11 protein-coding genes are annotated in these 19,795 nt (G+C 61.5%); 4 read left to right on the top strand and 7 right to left on the bottom strand.

Annotated elements, in window-relative coordinates; genetic code table 11:
- Window positions 1-131: 131 nt before the first annotated feature.
- Both VJ698_RS24460 and VJ698_RS24465 read right to left on the bottom strand, forming a co-directional pair.
- Window positions 132-2,357, bottom strand: coding sequence for an MtrB/PioB family decaheme-associated outer membrane protein (locus VJ698_RS24460; protein WP_324105439.1), 2,226 nt, complete (start codon window positions 2,355-2,357; stop codon window positions 132-134).
- An 18-nt stretch (window positions 2,358-2,375) separates the two neighbouring features.
- A complete protein-coding gene (locus tag VJ698_RS24465; RefSeq protein ID WP_324105440.1) occupies window positions 2,376-3,341 on the bottom strand; it encodes a DmsE family decaheme c-type cytochrome in 966 nt (321 codons plus the stop codon).
- A gap of 807 nt (window positions 3,342-4,148) precedes the next feature.
- On the opposite strand from VJ698_RS24465, the gene VJ698_RS24470 reads away from it, so the two are divergent.
- From VJ698_RS24470 to VJ698_RS24485, 4 genes are all read left to right on the top strand, one after another.
- Complete coding sequence (locus VJ698_RS24470; protein ID WP_324105441.1) at window positions 4,149-5,123, top strand: DmsE family decaheme c-type cytochrome; 975 nt, start codon at window positions 4,149-4,151, stop codon at window positions 5,121-5,123.
- 16 nt (window positions 5,124-5,139) lie between these two features.
- Window positions 5,140-7,491: an MtrB/PioB family decaheme-associated outer membrane protein gene (locus VJ698_RS24475; protein ID WP_324105442.1), complete on the top strand. Its 2,352-nt coding sequence runs from the start codon at window positions 5,140-5,142 to the stop codon at window positions 7,489-7,491.
- 193 nt (window positions 7,492-7,684) lie between these two features.
- On the top strand, window positions 7,685-9,730 hold the full coding sequence (locus tag VJ698_RS24480; RefSeq protein ID WP_324105443.1) for a cytochrome C: 2,046 nt from the start codon (window positions 7,685-7,687) through the stop codon (window positions 9,728-9,730).
- 79 nt (window positions 9,731-9,809) lie between these two features.
- Window positions 9,810-10,163 (top strand): c-type cytochrome, encoded by a 354-nt coding sequence (locus tag VJ698_RS24485; protein ID WP_324105444.1) that lies wholly within the window; start codon window positions 9,810-9,812, stop codon window positions 10,161-10,163.
- A 488-nt stretch (window positions 10,164-10,651) separates the two neighbouring features.
- Here VJ698_RS24485 and VJ698_RS24490 read toward each other — a convergent pair whose 3' ends face one another.
- The 5 genes from VJ698_RS24490 to VJ698_RS24510 all read right to left on the bottom strand — a co-directional run bounded on the left by VJ698_RS24490 (window position 10,652) and on the right by VJ698_RS24510 (window position 19,795).
- A complete protein-coding gene (locus VJ698_RS24490; protein ID WP_324105445.1) occupies window positions 10,652-11,629 on the bottom strand; it encodes an alpha/beta hydrolase in 978 nt (325 codons plus the stop codon).
- Between the two features lie 110 nt (window positions 11,630-11,739).
- Window positions 11,740-14,274, bottom strand: a complete 2,535-nt coding sequence (gene mgtA / locus VJ698_RS24495; protein ID WP_324105446.1) for a magnesium-translocating P-type ATPase — start codon at window positions 14,272-14,274, stop codon at window positions 11,740-11,742.
- A gap of 62 nt (window positions 14,275-14,336) precedes the next feature.
- On the bottom strand, window positions 14,337-17,531 hold the full coding sequence (locus tag VJ698_RS24500; RefSeq protein WP_324105447.1) for a bifunctional diguanylate cyclase/phosphodiesterase: 3,195 nt from the start codon (window positions 17,529-17,531) through the stop codon (window positions 14,337-14,339).
- A 35-nt stretch (window positions 17,532-17,566) separates the two neighbouring features.
- Entirely contained in the window at window positions 17,567-19,210 is a 1,644-nt protein-coding gene (locus VJ698_RS24505) for a methyl-accepting chemotaxis protein (protein ID WP_324105448.1), read from the bottom strand.
- A gap of 84 nt (window positions 19,211-19,294) precedes the next feature.
- Window positions 19,295-19,795: a chemotaxis protein CheW gene (locus VJ698_RS24510; RefSeq protein ID WP_324105449.1), complete on the bottom strand. Its 501-nt coding sequence runs from the start codon at window positions 19,793-19,795 to the stop codon at window positions 19,295-19,297.

Below are 19,795 nucleotides of genomic sequence, written 5' to 3' on the forward strand. Positions count from 1 at the left end.
CTCGATTCCGATGCGCGTGAAAGCGGGGGCAGCGTGTCGTAATGCTGCGTGTCGTGGCAGGGGGGGAGAAGAAAAAGGCCGCTGAAGAAATCTTCAGCGGCCAAGGGGTTACATCAGGAGAACAGCTTGTGTTACTGGAACTTGTAGATGTAGCTCACGCCGATGAACGTGACGTTTTGCTGTTGCTGCGCGCTGAGCGAGGTGTTGTCGGAGTAGAAGAACGGAACGCCGGCGTAGCCCCAGGCCCAGTCGTTGTACTTCGCGCGCTGATGGATCAGGTCGAGACGGATGTCCGCGTTCTTCTGCAGCGCATACTTGCCGAACAGGTTCAGCGTGGTCGCGCGATAGGACGTATCCGGCAAGCCACCCGTCGCGTTCAGGAACGCCTGGTTGGTTGCGATGGTTGCAGCCGGATTGTCTTCGGCGAGGCCTTGCGCGTACTTGTACTTGTCGTCCGTTACGGTCAGGTTGCCGCCCAGCTCGATCTTGCTGGAGACCTTGCCGTTCAGGCCGAGGCCGAAGGCCGCGGTCTTGCTCGACAGCGAGCCGAGGTACAAGGTGTGGTTGACCTGCATCGACTCTTCGCCCTGGTTCCAGTAGGCGTTCATCTTCCAGTTGTCGGACAGCGCGAAGGAAGCATCGATGCCGTAGAACTTCGCATCGCTGTCTTCCAGGCCCTTCACCTCGCCGCTATGCGGGGAGTCGAACTTGTCCTTGCCATCTTCGTAGATGAACTGCAGCGAGACACGTTCCATCGGTGTCCAGTCGGCCGACAGGCGGATCTTGTCGCGCTTGCGGTCCTGGAACATGGTCGGCGTCACAGGACGGCCGCCTTCGCCGAGCAGTGCAGCCGCTGCGGCAGAGATGACCGGCGTACCCTGCACGTCGGCATTGCGCCAGTCGGAACCGTCACGCTTGCTGTGGATGTAACCGATGGCGCCGGTGAACGTCTCCGACAGGCTGCGGCGCAGTTCGAGACGATAGGCGAGGTCGTTCGTCTTCTCGCGCAGGATGTCATAGCCGCCGGGCTGCGAGGTCGCCGCCGGGACGCCATAGTCCATCGTCTCGTAGTCCACGCCAAGCGTGCCGCTGTAGCCGGGCGCGAAGCGGTAATTCGCTTCGAGCTTGCCGTCCAGCTTGGTCAGCGAGTTCTGGCTGTTCGTCACGCCGGCATTCCAGCCATAGAGTGCGACCGGGGTCTTGTTGTTGCGGTCCTCGTAGCGCACGTTCGCCAGCAGGCCAAGCTTCGGCGTGATGCGTGAGGTCACACCAACCTGGGCCAGTTGCGTGTCGACACGTCCGTCGAGGTTGGGCACGCCTGCAGGCCCGCCCGTCAAGCCGGAGCTGGCAAAGTCCTGATCCTGCCTGGCGTAGGTGTAGGCGTACTTGAAGGTGGCCTTGGTGGACGGCGTGAACGTGTAATTGCCCAGGATGGAGAACTTGTGCGCCTGGTTATCCGGCGCCAACGCCATCGGCTGCGTCATGTACGTCGCGACATAGCTGCCCGGTCCGGTCGCGGTGTTGAGCACCGTGCCGTTCGGGTTGTACAGGTTGCCGCTGAGAGTCGGCCGGAGGGAGCCGAACGCATTGTCATAGAACGAGCCGTTGTACGCGGCGCTGATCAGGAACTTGTCGCCGGTGAACGTCAGGCGTGCTTCCGCCGTGCGCGTGGTCGAATTGATCGGTTCCGGCAGCATCAGGATGCCGCCCGAGGAGCCAGGGCCGCAGAAGATGTGGGTGAATCCGCTGATCGTGCCGCAATTGAGGCCGCGGCCGAAAACGCGTGCGCCATCCTTGTCTTCGTTCTTGAAGTTCGCTTCGAACTGCAGGTTCGGCGAAATCCATTTTCCAAAGTTCAGCGTGGCGGCCTTGCGCTTGGTGTGCAGATCCACGTCGGTACCTGTGCCGGGCGCAGCGAGGGCCCGGATCGTCGGCGTGTCCGTACCGATGCCGGTCATGCCGGTGTTGACGGTGTTCTGATAGTTGCGCACCAGTTCACCATACTCGATCGAGTACTTCCAGTCGCCTTGCTTTTGCTGGCCGAAACCGAGTTCGCGCGTATCGAGACCAAGGTTGCTGCCCCTGAACTTCGTCCAGGTGCCGGTCGCGTCATCGCGCTTGTTGATATCGACGTCGAACAGGCCGTAGTAGTCGTCATTGCGCAGGCCGTTGTACTGGCCGAACAATGCGCGGTCCTTGCTGTCGCCGGACACGCCACCTACACCGACACGTACCGAGCTGTCGGGCTTGATGAACTCGTTGATGCTGTCGTCCGCATGCGCGGGACCGAAGGCGGCAAGAATGGCGAGCACCAGTACCTTTTGGCTCAAGCCGAATTGCTGTTTAGAGGTTTTCATCACCAGTTCTCCCTGTTCTTAACGCAGCATGAACTGCGGAGTGGGTTGTGCGTTCGCCGGGTTGTTTCCGCCATGTACCTCTGTATGGCAGTTCACGCAACCGCGTCCCTGGGTGTATGTGATGCCGTTGCGGCCGACGCTGGTCGCACGCGGAGACTGGTTGGTCAGCTGCGCGAGGTTGCCGCCGTGCGGTGTGTGGCACTGATGGCACAGGAAGGGCGGACGTGTCTTCAGCATGCTTTCCACGTTGCTGCCGTGCGGGTTGTGGCAGATGGCGCAGTCTTCGCTGACCGGCGCATGGTTCCACACGAACGGGCCGCGCTTCTCGGCGTGGCAGGCGTAGCATGTCTCGACCACGCTGTCACCCTTCATCAGCTTCGGACCGACAGAACCGTGCGGATTGTGGCAGTCGGAGCAGGCCACCTTGCCTTCGAGGATCGGATGGTGCGAGATGCGATTGACCTGGCTGCGTTGCTCCTTGTGGCAGGTGAAGCAGACTTCAGTCTGGGTCTTCTTGCTCAGCGCCTTGTCCTTGCCGGCATGGACCGTGTGGCAGGAGGAGCAGGCCACGTCATGCGTCTGGTGCGTACTGCCTTCCCAGTGCGAGCGCTTGGCATCCTTCTTGTGGCAGCTCAGGCAGACCTCGCTACGCTGTTCCGTCGGATTCGCTGAGCCCTTGTCGAAGGTCATGTCGGGTTTCGGCGGCTTATCCTTGCCCTTGTAGTTCGCGTGCTTGTCGCTGTCGCCGTGGCACTTCGTGCAGGTTGGCGTCCTTCCGTCAGCGACCGTACCGTGCTTCGTCTTGCCGATCGCCAGCAGCTTCGGCGAATCGGCTTCGTCGTGGCAGGACGTGCATTTCGCATCGCCCTTGAGCACGAGGTCCTGTGCACCTGGTTTGGCGGCATCCGCCGCGAAGGCCGGCGCGACGCCAGCCACTCCTATCGCAAACGTCACTAGCGTGACGACCTTCTTCCAGAGCTTCATCAGTTTCTCCCTTTGGTTCACATCAATTCATGCATCCGCTGTAACCCAAGCACTTCCCACTACAGGCTCCGCCAACCAGCGCAGCCGCAAGCGATTACAGAATGCTTTTTTTATTCGATTCGGCAGCCGGATTCACTTCGTTTTGTAGCCGGCCGATTCGAGTTTCTTTTGTGGCAGCGTTGCGACATTTATACAACTTCATGCAATTGCATTGAACGCACGCATTTGAAAAATTTTGAATCCATTGATGTGAAATAAAACTTTGTGACGCCTTACAACAGCTGATCCATGTATGAGAAAAGGCCCTGTTTTGATTCTCGAATTAGAGAAGCGGCGATCATATAACTCATGGCTTTTTTCACTCGTGTGCCATGGCGGCAATGCTTGTGAGTGGAGATGTGCGTCGGGCAGAGGGAGCGGCAGGCCGCGATACTGGTTTCACCAAAACGGGAAATGGCGAACCAACGCTAATGATGTTCTCGAATTAGAGAAAACTTGATCGCAAATAGATATGCATGACGCTTGTTTTTCAATTTGTCTCATGTTGTGAGCAAACGCACTCGACCGAGCCGCACATCTACTCATCGAAAAATTATCCAACGTCAAAAATTTCAAAAAGTCCGTGCAATCATCGTTTGATTTACAACATACGCAATTGTGAAAAAGTATTTGAGTAGATACCCTTCGAACTGTGTGGAAATCCGCGTGTTGTAGTGCCGATGGCCGAACGTGGACAGAGCATGACGAACTGCATTCGCTGGAAGCCAGCCATTGCAGAAAGCGAAGTGAACCATGGGGAGGAAGCTGATGAAGCTCTGGAAAAAAGTCGTCACGCTAGTGACGTTTGCGATAGGGGTGGCTGGCGTCGCGCCGGCCTTCGCGGCAGATGCCGCCAAACCGGGTGCGCAGGACCTCGTGCTCAAGGGCGATGCGAAATGCACGTCCTGCCACGACGAAGCGGATTCACCGAAGCTGCTGGCGATCGGCAAGACGCGCCATGGCACGACTGCCGATGAGCGTACGCCAACCTGCACCAAGTGCCACGGTGACAGCGACAAGCATGCCGACTACAAGGGCAAGGACAAGCCGCCGAAACCCGACGTTACCTTCTCCCGGAATTCCACCAACTCCGCCGAGCAGCGCAGCGGTGCCTGCCTGAGCTGCCACAAGAAAGACGCCAATCGTTCGCACTGGGACGGAAGCACGCACCAGACACGCGACGTGGCCTGCTCCTCCTGCCACACGGTCCATGCCGGCCATGACAAGGTGCTCGACAAGAAGACGCAATTCGAAGTCTGCTTCTCCTGCCACAAGGAGCAGCGCGCTCAGGTGAGCCGCCCCTCGCACCACCCGATCCTCGAAGGCAAGGTGGCCTGCTCCGACTGCCACCAGCCGCACGGCTCGGTGAGCCCGAAGCTCATGAAGCGCAACAGCGTCAACGAGACCTGCTACACCTGCCACATGGAGAAGCGCGGCCCGTTCGTGCATAACCATTCGCCGGTCGATGAAGACTGCGGCAACTGCCACAACCCGCACGGCACCGTAGCGGAGAGCCTGCTCAAGGTTCGCGCGCCGTTCCTGTGCCATCAGTGCCATACGCCGCACGGCGGTTTCATCCCGCAAGTGGCAGGCGCACAGGTTACAGCCCCGACAGTCAATGCGGCGGGCAAGAGCGGTATCAACGTAACCCAGGCCAGGTCATGCCTGAACTGCCATACGCAGGTGCACGGAAGCAACAATCCGAGCGCAACCAACCCGACGCCGCAGTTCATGCTTCGCTGAGAAAGGGTCAGACATCATGAAAATCTCGAAACAACATCTCGGCGTGAGTCAGACTGCGATCGCTCTCGCCCTGCTAGCAGCATTCGGCCCGGCACGGGCAGAAGACGGCCAAAGCGTGGCGGAACTCACCACGCCGGAAAGCTTCGTCAGCGTCGGCGTCGCGGGCGTGTCCGGCGACAGCAAGGACCGCGCATTGTTCGGCCAGTACAACGGCATGCGCAACGATGACTTCTACGGCCTGCTCAACTTCGACTACCTGAAGCGCGACAACGCGACAGGCACCTGGACCGAGTTCAAGGGCAGCAACCTCGGCCTGAGCACACGTGAGCTCGGCTTCCGTCGCGACGTGCAAGGCAACTGGAAGGTCAAGGCCGAGTACAGCGAACTGGAGCGCTACTATCCGCGCACCATCAACACCGGCATGACTGGTGTTGGGACGACCACACCGACCATCAACCGCCTCGCGGCGCCCGGAACCGGGACCGACGTCGACCTGAAGACGAAGCGCAAGAATGCCTTGCTCGGTTTCGAGAAGTGGGTCTCGCCGTCGCTGCAGTTCGTTGCCGAGTTCAAGAACGAAGACAAGGATGGCGCGAGGCTGTGGGGCAGGGGTTACGACTGCGCATCCTACGTCTGCGGCAGCTCGACCACTGCTGCAATCAGCCAGGCAGCGTTCGTCAAGAACGCGGTTCTGCTGCTGGCCGAGCCGATCAAATCCAACACCAAGCAGATCGACGCGAAATTCAATTTCCACGACGAGAAGCTGATGCTGAGCGCAGGCTATTACGGCTCGTTCTACACGAACTCGTATGGCAGCCTGAATCCGGTCGTGCCGAACCTGTTCAACAACGGCCTTGGACAGCCGTTCCCCGGTTATCCAGCGGTCGGCACGAACATCATCGCAGGCGGCGGCATGAGCCTGCAGGGCGTGCTGCAGACGCCGATGGCGCTGGCGCCGGACAACCAGGCGCACCAGATCTACTTCGACGGTAATTACGCGTTCACTCCGACGACCAAGGCGAACTTCAAGTATGCGTACACGCACGCGACGCAGAACGACAACTTCGTTGGCATGGGCCTGTCCGGCGCACCGTCCGGCATGACCGATCTTGGCGGACGTGTCGACACGGTGCTCGCGCAGTTCGGCCTCACCACCCGTCCTATCGACAAGCTGACGCTGCTCGCCAATGTCCGCTACGAGAACAAGGACGACAAGACTCCGAACGCCTTGTATAACGTCGAGGCGACCGCGGTCACGCCGGCGACGACTCCCGCCAGCTATACCAACGTCGGTGAGTTCTGGAACAACAACCATGTGACCTCCACCAAGGTCAACGGCAAGCTGGAAGCCAGCTATCTGCTGCCGGCCAACTACCGTGCGACCATCGGCGCGGACTACGCATCGGTCGAGCGCGAAGTGCCGACACCGGCCGGCGACGAGATCGTGGCAGGCTTGGGTGGACTGCGGGCACGCAACTCCGAGACGGGCTATCGCCTCGAACTGCGCAAGAGCATGTCCGAAACGCTGAATGGCGCCATCGGCTATTCGAGCAGCAAGCGTGGTGGGTCCGACTGGACTTCGTTGCAAACCAGTGCTGCCGCTGTGGCGGCGGGCGCGGGATATGGCGCGACCGTGCCGGCCTCGACGCTCGTGGGATTGTCGGCCACGACCATCATGCCGATGAACATGGTGGATCTGGAGCGCGACAAGTGGAAGGTGTCCGCGGACTGGATGCCGACCGAGCGCCTGACCGTGCAGGTCGCGCTGGAGAATGGCAAGGACAAGAACACGAATTTCTACAACCCGGTAGCAGGCGGCAAGGGTTGGCGTGATTCGGACTTCAAGCTCTACAGCCTCGACATGGCCTTCGCGCTGACCGACAACTGGCGGCTCACCGGCTACGCTTCCTATGGCGACCAGACGCTGCACATCAACCACAGCACCGGCTATCTGCTCGGACTGAACGACCGGAACGACGCAGTCGGCATCGGCCTGGACGGCAAGCTGAGCAGCAAGCTGCAGGTGGGCGCAAACCTGTCGTACCTGAACGATGTGAACAAGTACGGCATCGATGCGGCACCGTCGGCAACGGGGGCGCCTGCAAGCGCGGCCAACCTCGCGCAAGCGGCGATCGGCCTTCCGGATGTGACGTTCCGCACGACGACGCTGAGCTTCTTCGGCAAGTATGCGCTGCAGAAGAACGCGGACATCCGTCTCGACCTGATCCATCAGCGCAATCGCCTGGTTGAATGGACATGGATGAACAACGGTGTTCCGTTCGCCTATGCCGACAACACAACGGTCGGCGCGCAGCAGCAGCAGAACGTCAGCTTCATCGGGGTCAGCTACATCTACAAGTTCCAATAAGGTCCGGCTCCCCACATGATGCTCCACCGGTCACGCATGCAGATTCCTGGCAGCCGGTGGAGCGGTCATGGCGACGTTTTTTTCATGGCCCCGCAAGGGGCCTTTCTTTTTGCGCGCCACGGCTGGCGCGGAAGTTGCATTGTCGTAATGTGCAACACCTGCAGTACCGAATAATCAAATCCATTCCAAGATCATGACCACATCGCTCGCTAACCGAAAGAGGACGGCCCTGCCGATCCGGAAGCTCAAGAACTGGGCGCTGACAGCGGTTATCTGCCTGGCCGGCGCCTTTACCCTGGCGCCCGCTTCGGCAGACGACGCCAAACCTGCGGATGCCGCGCCGGCCGCCACCAAGCTCGATAACGCGACCTGCGAAGGCTGCCATGACGGGAAGAAGGGCAAGCTCGAAGTGCAGACGGCGGACGGCGAAAAGCGCGCACTGGCGCCGGTAACCCACGAGAAGTTCGAGAAGGGCGTGCACTCGACGATGCAGTGCGTGGACTGCCACACCGAAATCACCGACGCCAAGGCCGAGCACAAGATCGCGGCCGGAGCGAAGAAGCCGGACTGCATACAGTGCCACGAGACGCTGTGGGACAAGGCCAAGAAGGATGGGCTGGAAACCCAGAAAGCGCGCCTTGGCAACGTGGTCGCCAACATTGACGCTTACAAGAAATCGCTCCATGCGCGCGAAAACAAGGACGAGCCGGGCCACCCGAACGCCGCCTGCAACGACTGCCATGACGTGCACAGCTTCGACATCGCACCGGCGGGAACGACGCGGCGCGCCGAAAATCGTCTGACCATTCCCGAGACCTGCGGCGCGAAATGCCACGAGGATCAACTCGACGAGTACAAGGATTCCATTCATGGGAAACAAGTTCTCGAAAAGAAGAATATCAAGGCTGCGGTCTGCTCCGATTGCCATACGACGCACGCTGTCGCCAATACCTCGGCTGACCCGACCAAGCTGAAGATCACGGAGACCTGCGGCAACTGCCATACGGACCGCTACAAGTCGTACAAATCGACTTACCACGGCCAGGTGACGGCTCTGGGTTATGCCGATACCGGCAAGTGCTTCGACTGCCACGGTAGCCATGGCATCCAGCCGAAGAAAGATCCGGACTCCAAGGTCAACGAGAAGAACCTGCTGAAGACCTGCAAACAATGCCACACGCCGAAGAAGGGCCGTGCCGAGGCGACTGCCGGATTTGTCTCCTTCCAGCCGCATGGCACCGCAGGCGATTTCAAGCACTATCCGCAGATCTGGCTGGCGAAGAACTTCATGATCGGCCTGCTGGTCGGCACCTTCGCCTTCTTCTGGACCCACACGCTGCTCTGGTTCATCCGCGAGTACAAGGAACGCAAGCAACGCACGCCGCGTCCGCATGTGAACATGGAAGCCATGCCTGACGACTTCAAGGGCAAGCACTATCAGCGCTTCACCCTGACCTGGCGCATTGCCCACCTGACGTTCGCGCTCAGCCTGATGGCGCTGACGCTGACCGGCATGCCGCTGTTCTTCCCGGATGCCGCATGGGCGCCGGCGGTGATGAAGGCGCTGGGCGGCTACAAGGTGGCCGGCACGATCCATCGCACCTTCGCAACGATCTTTGGCATCGTGTTCATCTGGCACCTGTTCTATGTCGGCGCCAAGCTGGCGAAGAACTGGAAGAGCTTCAAGATCTTCGGGCCGGATTCGCTGATCCCGGGCCTGCAGGACCTGAAGGACATCATCGCCATGTTCAAGTGGTTCTTCGGCCTGGCACCGCGCCCGGTGTTCGACCGCTGGACCTACTGGGAGAAATTCGACTACTGGGCACCGTTCTGGGGTGTTACGATCATCGGCGTCTCCGGTCTGATGATGTGGTTCCCGCACGTGACGGCAAGCTTCCTGCCGGGCTGGGTGTTCAACGTGGCGATGATCTTCCACGGGGAAGAAGCAATCCTGGCGGTGGTGTTCCTGTTCACCGTCCACTTCTTCAACAACCACTTCCGTCCGGACAAGTTCCCGCTGGATACCGTGATGTTCACCGGTACCTTCCCGCTGGACGAGTTCCGTCACGAGCACAGACTGGAGTACGATCGTATGGTGCGCTCGGGCGAGCTGAAGAAGTACCTGGTAGATGCGCCGTCGGAACCGATGAGGATCGGCACCAAGATCCTCGGCTTCACCCTGATCGCGATCGGCCTGAGCCTGCTCGCCATGGTGATCAACGGCTTCCTGACCCATTGAGATTGTTAACCCGGGGCGCCCGTCCCCGGACCCAAATCGGGCGGATTGGTCAAGCAGTCATTTTTTAGAGAGAGGAATCATGAAACTCAACATCATCAACAGCAAACTGGTGGGAATGGCCGCCGCGGTGGTCGCCATGTCCGTGTCTGCGCATGCGTTCGCCGCCTTGAGCGATTCCGACGTCGAGCCCTACATGAAGAAGCAGGGCTGCTTCAAGTGCCATGCGGTCGACAAGACCAAGAAAGGCCCGTCGTACAAGAAGATTGCAGCCGACCTGAAGGGCAAGCCTGACGCCGAAGCCAAGATCATCAAGAACATCACCACGGGTCCGAAGGTCAAGCTGGAAGACGGTACCGAGGAAGAGCACAAGATCATCGAGACCAAGGACCAGGGCGACCTGAAGGCGATCGCGAAGTGGGTTCTGTCGCACTAATTGACTTGAGCTTGTCTGCAGCGGGATCCCGGGGCTGATCCGAAGAAGGTTGTCCCGGCCCGTTGTTCTCCCCGCGGCTTCGGCCGCATTCGGGCTGACTTATGTCAGCCCATTTTTCTTTGGAGAACGGGCGTTGGTGCTGGGCTTTGCTCTAGCCCTTACCGTCGCTTCTGCGAAGGCGCCATGCAGGACGAGTCCATATTGTTGCGACATGCGTTCGAGGGTGGGCATTGCTGGTCGTGTTTGCCGCACACTTTCCCCGTCGCCCCCGCGCAGGCGGGGGCCCATAGGGAGATTGGGCATCCGCCATGTGCCTGTTTGCGCAAAGCGCAGAATCGGCGGGGTTATGGGCACCCGCCTGCGCGGGCGCGACGGGAAAAGGGAAGATGCGATTTAACGCTTGGTACCCGCCCTCAAGCATTGCGGCGTGTCGCAGAGGCGGTATTCCTCAAGTGAGGATCGGAGGGCGGAGTCCGTTGAAACAAGCGCTACTCTCGACGCAGGAAGCGCCGCCGCAGCGGCGCGCGGGCGTGTTGCGCCTCAGCGATCGGTTGCGCCTCGGCAACCGGCAGGCCGAGCGATTTCATGAATTGCTCCACGCCGCTGGTATAGGAGCCGGGCAATCCAAGCTGATCGTTGATTTCACGGTGAGAGAGATCTTCCGGAAGGATGGACACGCGCACGCCAAGACGTTCCGCGGCGGCCGCGTACAGCCGCGCATTTTCGCAGGATTCGCGGCGGCGCGACGAACAGACGGCCAGCAGCGGCATGGCCTGCGCGGTGAGCGACTGGAGCGGCGATACCGATCGCCAGTACGTCGGGTCATTGCCGAATGCCTCGTCGTACAGGGGCAGGTGCCTCTGCTGCATCAGGCGAGGCACGTCCATCGCGGCGCTGTCGAGCGCAACGGTGCCCAGCCAGGGCTGTGCGCGGACGCGGTAGGCGCGTGCGGGATCGGAGGAAAGCAGGGCGACCAGGTGCGCGCCGGCGGAATGCCCCATGACCAGGAACATGGAGGGATTGCCGCCCCAGCGCGGCGCCAGAGTCTGTGCCGTGGCCAGTGCCTTCGCCACATCCTCCGCCTGCACTGCAGGATCGGCCTCGGGCAGCATCCGGTAGTTCACGGAGATGAAGAGGTAGCCCTGCGACACCCAGTGCGACATCTTGTTGTCCACCACGGTGCGCGACGCCTTGTCGCCGCGCCGCCAGCCGCCGCCATGCACCATGAAGATGACCGGGGCATTCTGGGCCTGCGCGGGAATGTATACGTCCATGCGCTGCAACGGATCGCTGCCGTAGGGGACATCGCGCCGCAATGTGGCGCCGGGAGGCAGGGGCGCCTGAGTGCTTGCCGCGTCGTCTTCATACTGGATTTCCGCGGCATGACGGTCCGGCAAACCGGTGGCAACGGCATGCGGCAGGGCAAACGAGATCAAGAGCAATGCAAGGCACAGGGATTTCTTCATCACAATCCTCATCATGGCGAATTCAAATGGGTGAACGATGGGCGAAAGCAGTGCAGCGCCGAGGTCAGGGCCGATTGTAATCCGCCCGCGGCCGGCAACGCCGTGATTGATCAATCCATCTTGAAGAACCTGCGCTTGACTGCCTCAGTGCAAGCGATGTACGACAACACGATGAGGATGCCCGTGACTGCCAGTTGCCAGGGAAGCGGCACGAAACCGAACACGCGCGCAACAAACGGAAGGTAGGGAATCCACAGGGCAAGTGCAACCACCAGGACGGTCGCGGTCAGCAGCATGCGGCTTGGTCGGCTGCGCCAGGCAGGTTTGCCGGTGCGTAAAACCAGTACGACCATCAGTTCCGTCATGAGCGAGACGACGAACCATGCGGTCTGGAAAGTCCGTTCGTCCGCATGAAAGACCTTGATCAGAATGCCGAAGGTCAGTAGGTCGAAGGCGGAACTGACGAGGCCGAAGATGAGCATGAAGCGCCGCACGTCATTCACATTCCAGCGGCGCGCGTGCATGATCTGCTCGTGATCCACTTTGTCGGTGGAGATGGCGATTGATGGAAAATCGGAAAGGAAATTGTTGAGCAGGATCTGTTTGGCGCTGAGCGGCAGGAAGTCCAGTGCCGAGGTGGCGAATGCCATGCTCATCATGTTGCCGAAGTTGGCGCTGGTCGTAATGCGGATGTACTTGAGCGTGTTGGCGAAGGTGCGTCGTCCTTCCTTGACCCCGTTGGACAGTACATCGAGGTCCGGCCGCAGCAGGATGATGTCGGCTGCTTCGCGCGCCACGTCGACCGCCTTGTCGACCGAGATGCCGACATCGGCGACATGCAGTGGAGGCCCGTCATTGATGCCGTCGCCGATATAGCCGACGACATGCCCGGCGCGCTGCAGCATGCGGACAACACGCTCCTTCTGCTGCGGATCGACTTCGGCGAACAGGTCGGTTCGCTCGGCGCGGTACAGCAGCGATTCGTCGTTCAAGCGCGCCATCTCGCCGCCGGTCAGCATCGATTCGAAATCCAGCTTCAGCCCCTCAGCCACGTGCGCCGCGACATAGCGGTTGTCGCCGGTGATGATCTTCACCCGGATCCCGAGTGCGGCCATGTCGTGCACCGTTTTCGCGGCACGCGGCTTGAGCGGATCGAAGAACAGCAGGAAGCCGGCGAACGACATCGCGCTCTCGTCGTCATGCCCGTAATCCTCCCTCGCAGCGACCTGCCTGGTCGCGACAGCGAGCACGCGGAAGCCCTCGCGTCCCTTGCCCTCGTAGTAGTCATGCAGCGCCGCGCGTCTTTCATCGTCCAGCGGGACGTCGCCGTGCGGAGAGACGACGCTCGAACAGATGTCGAGCACATTCGTGAACGCGCCCTTGGTGATGATGAGATGTTTGCCTTGCGTCGGCGTTTCCTCGACCACGATGGTCAGACGGCGGCGGATGAAGTCGTAGGGAATTTCGTCGATCTTGCGCAGGCCGTCCGTGTTCATTTTTTCCTTGTCGCCGGCTGCGACCAGGGCTTCGTCCAGCGGGTTTTCAATGCCTGTCTCGAAGGCTGCATTCAGGTAGGCCAGCCAGCGCACATGACGATCGCTGACACCTGCCGGATCGGTCGCATCGTTCAGTTCGATCACGCCGGCGGTCAGCGTTCCCGTCTTGTCCGTGCAGAGCACGTCCATGCTGCCCAGGTTCTCGATCGCTTCCTGTCGGCGCACGATCACGCCACGGCGAGCCATGGCTCGTGCGCCATGTGACAGCGTGACGCTCACGATCGCGGGGAGAAGTTCGGGAGAAAGACCGACTGCAAGGGCAACCGCAAACAGCAGCGATTCGATCGGAGGCCGGTGCATCAGCTGATTGACGGCAAGCACGAAGATCACCGTGATCAGCATGACGCGCACCAGCAGGAAACCGAATTGTCGTATGCCGCGCACGAAATCCGTCTCCGGCGTGTTTGCCTTGAGGCTCGTGGCGATGGCGCCGAGTGCCGTGCTGCGCCCGGTTTCCACGATCAGGACCGTGGCCGTGCCGCTACGCACCGACGTGCCCGAATAAACGCAGTTGGTGCGGCCGGATACCGGCGTATCCGGCGGCACCTCGCCAGGTTCCTTCTGGACCGGAAAAGGCTCGCCGGTCAGGCTGGCTTCGGTCACGAGAAAATCCGTCGCTTCGATCAGCATGCCATCTGCCGGAACCAGATTGCCGGCCGACAGGCGGATGATGTCTCCCGGCACCAGTTTGCTGGCCGGGATGGCCTGCAGCTTCCCGTCGCGCAAGACGCGGGCGGTCAGCGCAAGGCTGCGCCGCAGGCGCGCCACGGCGCGCGATGCGCGGTATTCCTGTGAAAAGCCGAGCGCCATGCTGCCGACCACGATGGCGAGGATGATGGCGGCATTGGTCCAGTCCTGCAGGGCCAGCGAGACGATCGCGCCGAAGACGAGAATGAGAACGAGGGGGCTGGAGACTTGCCGCAGCAGCAGGGTAAGGGCGAGGTATTCATCCTCGGTTTCGACGGCATTCGGGCCATGCCGCTGCAGGAGTATCCTTGCCTGTCCGGAGGAAAGACCTTCCATGCGGCTGTCCAGCTGCCGCATCAGGCTGGCAACGCTGCTGCTCCAGTACGGATGGTCGGGCGCCATAGCTTGCACCGTCGTTAATGGTGTTCCCCATTATAGGCAGGCGTGCAGCAACGGCCCTTGCGTCAGGCCAACAATATGGCATCCGGGCGCAGCAGCCGCAGCACCTCCTCGCCGGGAACAGGCCGACTGAACAGGTAGCCCTGCATGATGTCGCAATCGTACTCGCGCAGGAAAGCGAACTGCTCATGCGTCTCGACGCCTTCGGCCACCACTTTCAGCTTCATGCTGTGCGCCAGCGCGATCACGGCCATGACAATGGCGCGGTCGTCCGGGTCATTGTGGATGTCGCGCACGAAGGACTGGTCGATCTTCAGCACCTGGATCGGCAGACGCTTGAGATAGGACAGCGACGAGTATCCGGTGCCGAAGTCATCGATGGAGATCTGCACGCCCATGCGATGCAGACGTTCGAGCACCGCGACGGTCTGCGTGGTGTCTGCCATCAGGATGCCTTCGGTGAGCTCGACTTCCAGCAGGGAAGGCGCGAGGTCGAATTCTTCCAGGATGCCCGCGATGGTATCGGCCAGGTCGCCCTGATGGAACTGACGCGCCGACAGGTTGACCGCGACGCGCGTGGGCACGCCTTCACGTTCGCAGCGCTTGGCCTGCGCACATGCTTCGCGCAGTACCCATTCGCCGATCTCGATGATCATGCCGTTTTCTTCCGCGAGCGGCACGAACTGCGCCGGGGACACCAGGCCGAATTCCGGATGCCGCCAGCGTATCAAGGCTTCGATGCCATGGATCCTGCCGGTCGCGCCATCGATCTGCGGCTGGTAGTGCAGCATCAATTCCTTGCGCTCGACGGCCCAGCGCATCGCGCTTTCCAGGCGCAGGCGCTGCATCATGGATGCGTTCATGTCCTCGGTGAAGAACTGGAAGTTGTTGCGCCCCATGTCCTTCGCGCGATAGAGCGCGATGTCGGCGTTCCTGACGAGGGCTTCCGCATCGCCGGCGTCGCCCGGATAGAGCGTGACGCCCATGCTGGTCGTCACATACAGTTCGTGGCCGTACAGGTGGAATGGCTCCTTCAGGATCTCGGCCAGTTTCTCTGCCAGCCGGGCCACTTCCTCCGGATGTGACATCGCCAGCGCGAGCACGGCGAATTCGTCGCCGCCCATGCGGGCCAGCGTGTCGCCCTGGCGCATCGCCGCGAGCAGGCGCGCCGCCACGGCTTTCAGCAGCGCATCGCCAATGTCGTGACCGAGCGTGTCGTTGACCGTCTTGAAGCGGTCCAGATCCAGCAGCATGAGCGCGAATGCATTGTCCGCGCGGTGACGCAGCGCCGCGGCCTGATGCAGGCGGTCGTTGAACAGGCGGCGGTTGGGCAGGCCGGTGAGCGGATCGTGGAATGCCAGGTGGCGGATGGTCTGTTCGGTCTGCTTGCGTTCGCTGATGTCTTCGGTGATCGCGACGAAATGGCTGACTTCGCCATTCTCATCCTTGAGCGGCGAGATGGTTTCCAGGCACCAGTAGGTATCGCCGTTCTTCTTCGTGTTGTGCAGCTCGCCCGTCCATTCCTTGCCGGACAGGATGGTGTCCCACATGCGCTTGTGCGTCTCCGGATGGGTTGCTCCGGAGCGCAGGACGCGCGGCGTCTTGCCGAGGATCTCCTCCGGCTGGTACCCGGTGATCCGTGAGAACCAGGGATTGATGTACTCGATCACGCCATTGCGGTCGGTGATCATAACGGCGTTGGCACTTTGTTCAACCGCGCGCGACAGCTTGCGCAGGTTCGCTTCCGTGTTCTTGCGCTGCGTTTCGCGCTCGATATTTTCCAGCGCGAAGGAGAGGTCGTGCGTCATTTCCTCCAGCAGCCGCAGCTGCGCGGCGTCGAACACGCCCGACTCGTACGCGTACAGACTGAACATGCCTACGGCACGGCCCTGCACCCGCAACTGGAGGAACACATGCGACTGGTAGCCGGCCGACAGGGCCTGGGGGCAGACCGTCGATGCTCTGCCGGCGTCCTGTACGCCGGCCATGCACAGCTTCGGCGTGGCACCGCGCAGCGAGCGGATGTTTTCCGACATGCAGGCATGGATGGTGTCGTCGCATTCCGGCATGTCGTTGCCGGTGCTGCACTTCGCCTTCCAATGCCAGATTCCGGTGTTCGCGTCGATCAGTGCGATGCGCGCCAGCGGAAAGCCACCGAGCTCGACCGCCACGCGGCAGATTTCCTCGAGCAAGGCATCGCGGTCGGCAATCCGGACGATGGCGGCATTGGTATGGCTCAGCACGCTATACAGCCGGCTGGTCTGCACGGCAGCGTCCTGTGCATGCTGGCGTTCGGCGATTTCGTCGCTCAAGGCTCGGTTGGCGGCGGCCAGTTCCTCGGTGCGCTGCGCGACTTCGCGGCGCAGACGCAAGGGCTGCTTGAACGTAGTGTGCGCTGAATAGGCGGACAGGATGGAAAACAGCAGCACGGCAAAGGCGGCGGTCACCAGGAGGCGATACTCCACCCAGCCGTCGCCGGGCGCGATGGCGAGATGCCACCGTCCGTTGGGAAGCTCTAGCGCGCGCACGACCGGATGGCGCAGCGGATTCTCTCCCGACCGGGCGAACACTTCGTCCGTACCGGTGACGGGATTCGCACGCGCCAGCTCGTACTGATAACCGGAGTCGACAAGCGCGGACAGGCGGCTCCGCTTGAGCAGGTCCTGCACTCTGATCACCGCGATGGCGAATCCCCAGAAGTGGTCCGCGCCGGACGCCGAGGGAAGGAATACCGGCAACCTGCCGACGACGGCTTGTCCGCCCTGGCGCTGCTCGAAAGGGCCGGCCAGTGTCAGCGCCCGGGTTTTCAGCGCGAGGATGGCTTCCCTGTTGTGGCCCGCTTCCTTGAGCACGTCATGCCCGATCAGGATGGCATTGCCGACGAAAGGCGCGACCTGCGAAATGACGCCGTCCTTTGCCATTTCCAGGCTGTCAATATCGCCATACTGCTGCAGCATTTCCGTTGCCAGCGCATCAAAATCCGTCATCCTGCCGCCGGATTGCCGTACCAGCGCGGCGAGGGCATAGGTGCTGGAAAGGCTGCGGCTGAGCCGGCCCTCGATCAGCGATGCCTGGTCGGCGGCGATCCGCTCCACCTCGGTCCGCTCGTGCATCGCGTGCAAGTGGAGATACAGGCCGGCAAACGCGCTACCAATCAGCGCCGCGCCGACAAAGGCGAGCGCAGTGAAAACGCGCAGGCGCATGCGCAGGCTTGCTTCGCTGTGCGCCTGGGCCATCAGGGCCGCAACCATTCGATTCATGCTATTTCAGTTCCAATTTCCTGCAGGGCGCCGGCTCAATGGGCCTCGAGCTGCGGCACCCGGGCGTTCGCTGCCGGCAGTGCGGCCGGCTTGTTTTCCTTGATGCGTACCGGCGCGGCCACATGCTCGAGCCGGAACACGCTCACGATCTGCGCGAGTTCCGCCGCCTGGTGCTGCAATGCGTCCGCCGTGGCCGCTTCTTCCTCCACCAGCGCCGCATTGCGCTGCGTGACCTGGTCCATCTGCGCGATCGCCTTGTTCACCTGTTCAATGCCGGAACTCTGTTCCTCGCTGGCGGCCGTGATCTCGGCCATGATGTCGGTCACGCGCTTGACGCTGGTGACGATCTCTTTCATCGTCGTGCCGGCCTCATCGACCAGTTTTGCGCCGGTGTCGATCTTCTCCACCGAATCGGCGATCAGGTCCTTGATTTCCTTCGCGGCCGATGCAGAACGCTGCGCCAGCTGGCGCACTTCCGACGCGACGACCGCAAAGCCCCGGCCTTGCTCGCCTGCGCGCGCGGCTTCCACGGCGGCGTTGAGCGCGAGGATGTTGGTCTGGAATGCGATGCCGTCGATGACGCTGATGATGTCGACGATCTTCTTAGCGGAATCGTTGATCGAGCCCATGGTGCCGACCACTTCCGACACCACCGCGCCGCCCTTGACGGCGACCTCAGAGGCGGACACGGCGAGCAGGTTGGCCTGGTGCGCATGGTCGGCGTTCTGCTTGACGGTACCGGTCAGCTGCTCCATGGCGGATGCCGTTTCCTCCAGAGAGGCTGCTTCCTGTTCGGTGCGTGCGGCGAGGTCCAGGTTGGCGCTCGCGATCTGCGAAGAGGCGGCGGCGATGGTATCGGTGCCCATGCGGACCTTGCCGACGATGGTCTGCAGGTCGTTGTTCATTTCCTTGAGCGCACTCAGCAACTGTCCGGTTTCATCGCTGGTCGTGACCTCGATCCTGCTGGTCAGGTCGCCGGAGGCAACGGTGTGCGCGATTCCCACGGCCGTGCGCAGCGGGCGGGTGATGCTGCGCGCGATCACCAGGCAGATGGCCAGCAGTACGCTGGCAAGGGCGAGCGCGCCGATTGAAAAGCTGATCAGGCGGTTGATGAAGGTTTCCTGGACATTGTCGAGATAGACGCCTGAGCCGACGACCCAGCCCCACGGCGCGAAGCCCTTCACATAGGAGACCTTCTGACCGAGCTCGGTGCTGGCGGGCTTGTTCCAGGAGTAGAACACATAGCCGTCGCCGCGTTCTTTCACGACATTCACCATTTCGATGAACAGCTGCTTGCCGGTCGGGTCCTTGTTGTCGGCGAGGTCCTGGCCTTCGAGCTCAGGCTTGAACGGGTGCATGACCATGCGCGGCTGCATGTCGTTGATCCAGAAATACTCCTTGCCGCTGTAGCGCATGGCCCTGATGCTGTCCTTCGCACGGGCCTTCGCCTCGTCTTCGCTCAGCTTGCCATCCGCGGCGAGCTTCTGGTAGTACTCGAGGAGGCCGTAGGCCGATTCCACCGTCTGCCGCACGCTGGTCTTGCGCTCTTCCAGGATCAGCGAACGTTCTGACTTCAGGAAAAGCGCGGTCTGGACAATCATGCCCAGTGCCGCGCAGGCGGCGAGCAGCCATAGCTTCTTCGCAATGTTCAGCTGCATCAGCTTGTCGATCTTGTTCATTGTTGTTCCCTCATTCGAACCACGGCGGCTTGTGGCCAGCGTGGCAATGCTTCATCAAAAATGCACAGTCATTAATTCCGTCACTCAGGCAGCTATGCGGGTATCGGGATCCGGATGGAAACCGGCCAGGAGCCTGCCCAGGTCGAGCAGTGTCATGGTCCGGCGTCCGATGGAAATGTTGACGATCGCACTCGGTACGCCACCCGGCGGCGCATCGACCGGCGCATTGCCTGCGAACGTGACGACATCGATCACGCAGTCGACGGCAATCGCGACCTGACGCCCCTGGTGCCGCAGGACGATGACGTCAGCCAGCCTGCCGTTGTCGGCGCCGCCGTGCAGCAGGGCATGCATGTCGGCGACCGGAATCTGGTGCCCGTCCAGGTTCAGCAGGCCGGTCACCATGGCGGGCGGGTTGTCGAGCCTGGCAATGCTGTCGATGCTGCAGAGTTCCTGCACGCTTCCCAGCGTGATGCCGTACTCGCTGTCGCCGAGCCGGAACACCAGGAAGTCCTGCTTCCCACAGACCACGGAAGGCGGTGCGGCGGTACCTGGTGCTTCTGCCGGGCAGTGGCTTGGTTTCAT

Source organism: Noviherbaspirillum sp., from assembly GCF_035254685.1.
Classification (GTDB): Bacteria; Pseudomonadota; Gammaproteobacteria; order Burkholderiales; family Burkholderiaceae_D; genus Noviherbaspirillum.

Excerpts from the sequence above, each read along its gene's own strand:
- VJ698_RS24490 (WP_324105445.1), bottom strand. The coding sequence starts at position 11,629 with ATGAAGAAATCCCTGTGCCTTGCATTGCTCTTGATCTCGTTTGCCCTG.
- VJ698_RS24510 (WP_324105449.1), bottom strand. The coding sequence starts at position 19,795 with ATGAAACCAAGCCACTGCCCGGCAGAAGCACCAGGTACCGCCGCACCG.
- mgtA (WP_324105446.1), bottom strand. The coding sequence starts at position 14,274 with ATGGCGCCCGACCATCCGTACTGGAGCAGCAGCGTTGCCAGCCTGATG.
- VJ698_RS24470 (WP_324105441.1), top strand. The coding sequence starts at position 4,149 with ATGAAGCTCTGGAAAAAAGTCGTCACGCTAGTGACGTTTGCGATAGGG.
- VJ698_RS24505 (WP_324105448.1), bottom strand. The coding sequence starts at position 19,210 with ATGAACAAGATCGACAAGCTGATGCAGCTGAACATTGCGAAGAAGCTA.
- VJ698_RS24480 (WP_324105443.1), top strand. The coding sequence starts at position 7,685 with ATGACCACATCGCTCGCTAACCGAAAGAGGACGGCCCTGCCGATCCGG.
- VJ698_RS24500 (WP_324105447.1), bottom strand. The coding sequence starts at position 17,531 with ATGAATCGAATGGTTGCGGCCCTGATGGCCCAGGCGCACAGCGAAGCA.
- VJ698_RS24460 (WP_324105439.1), bottom strand. The coding sequence starts at position 2,357 with ATGAAAACCTCTAAACAGCAATTCGGCTTGAGCCAAAAGGTACTGGTG.
- VJ698_RS24475 (WP_324105442.1), top strand. The coding sequence starts at position 5,140 with ATGAAAATCTCGAAACAACATCTCGGCGTGAGTCAGACTGCGATCGCT.
- VJ698_RS24485 (WP_324105444.1), top strand. The coding sequence starts at position 9,810 with ATGAAACTCAACATCATCAACAGCAAACTGGTGGGAATGGCCGCCGCG.
- VJ698_RS24465 (WP_324105440.1), bottom strand. The coding sequence starts at position 3,341 with ATGAAGCTCTGGAAGAAGGTCGTCACGCTAGTGACGTTTGCGATAGGA.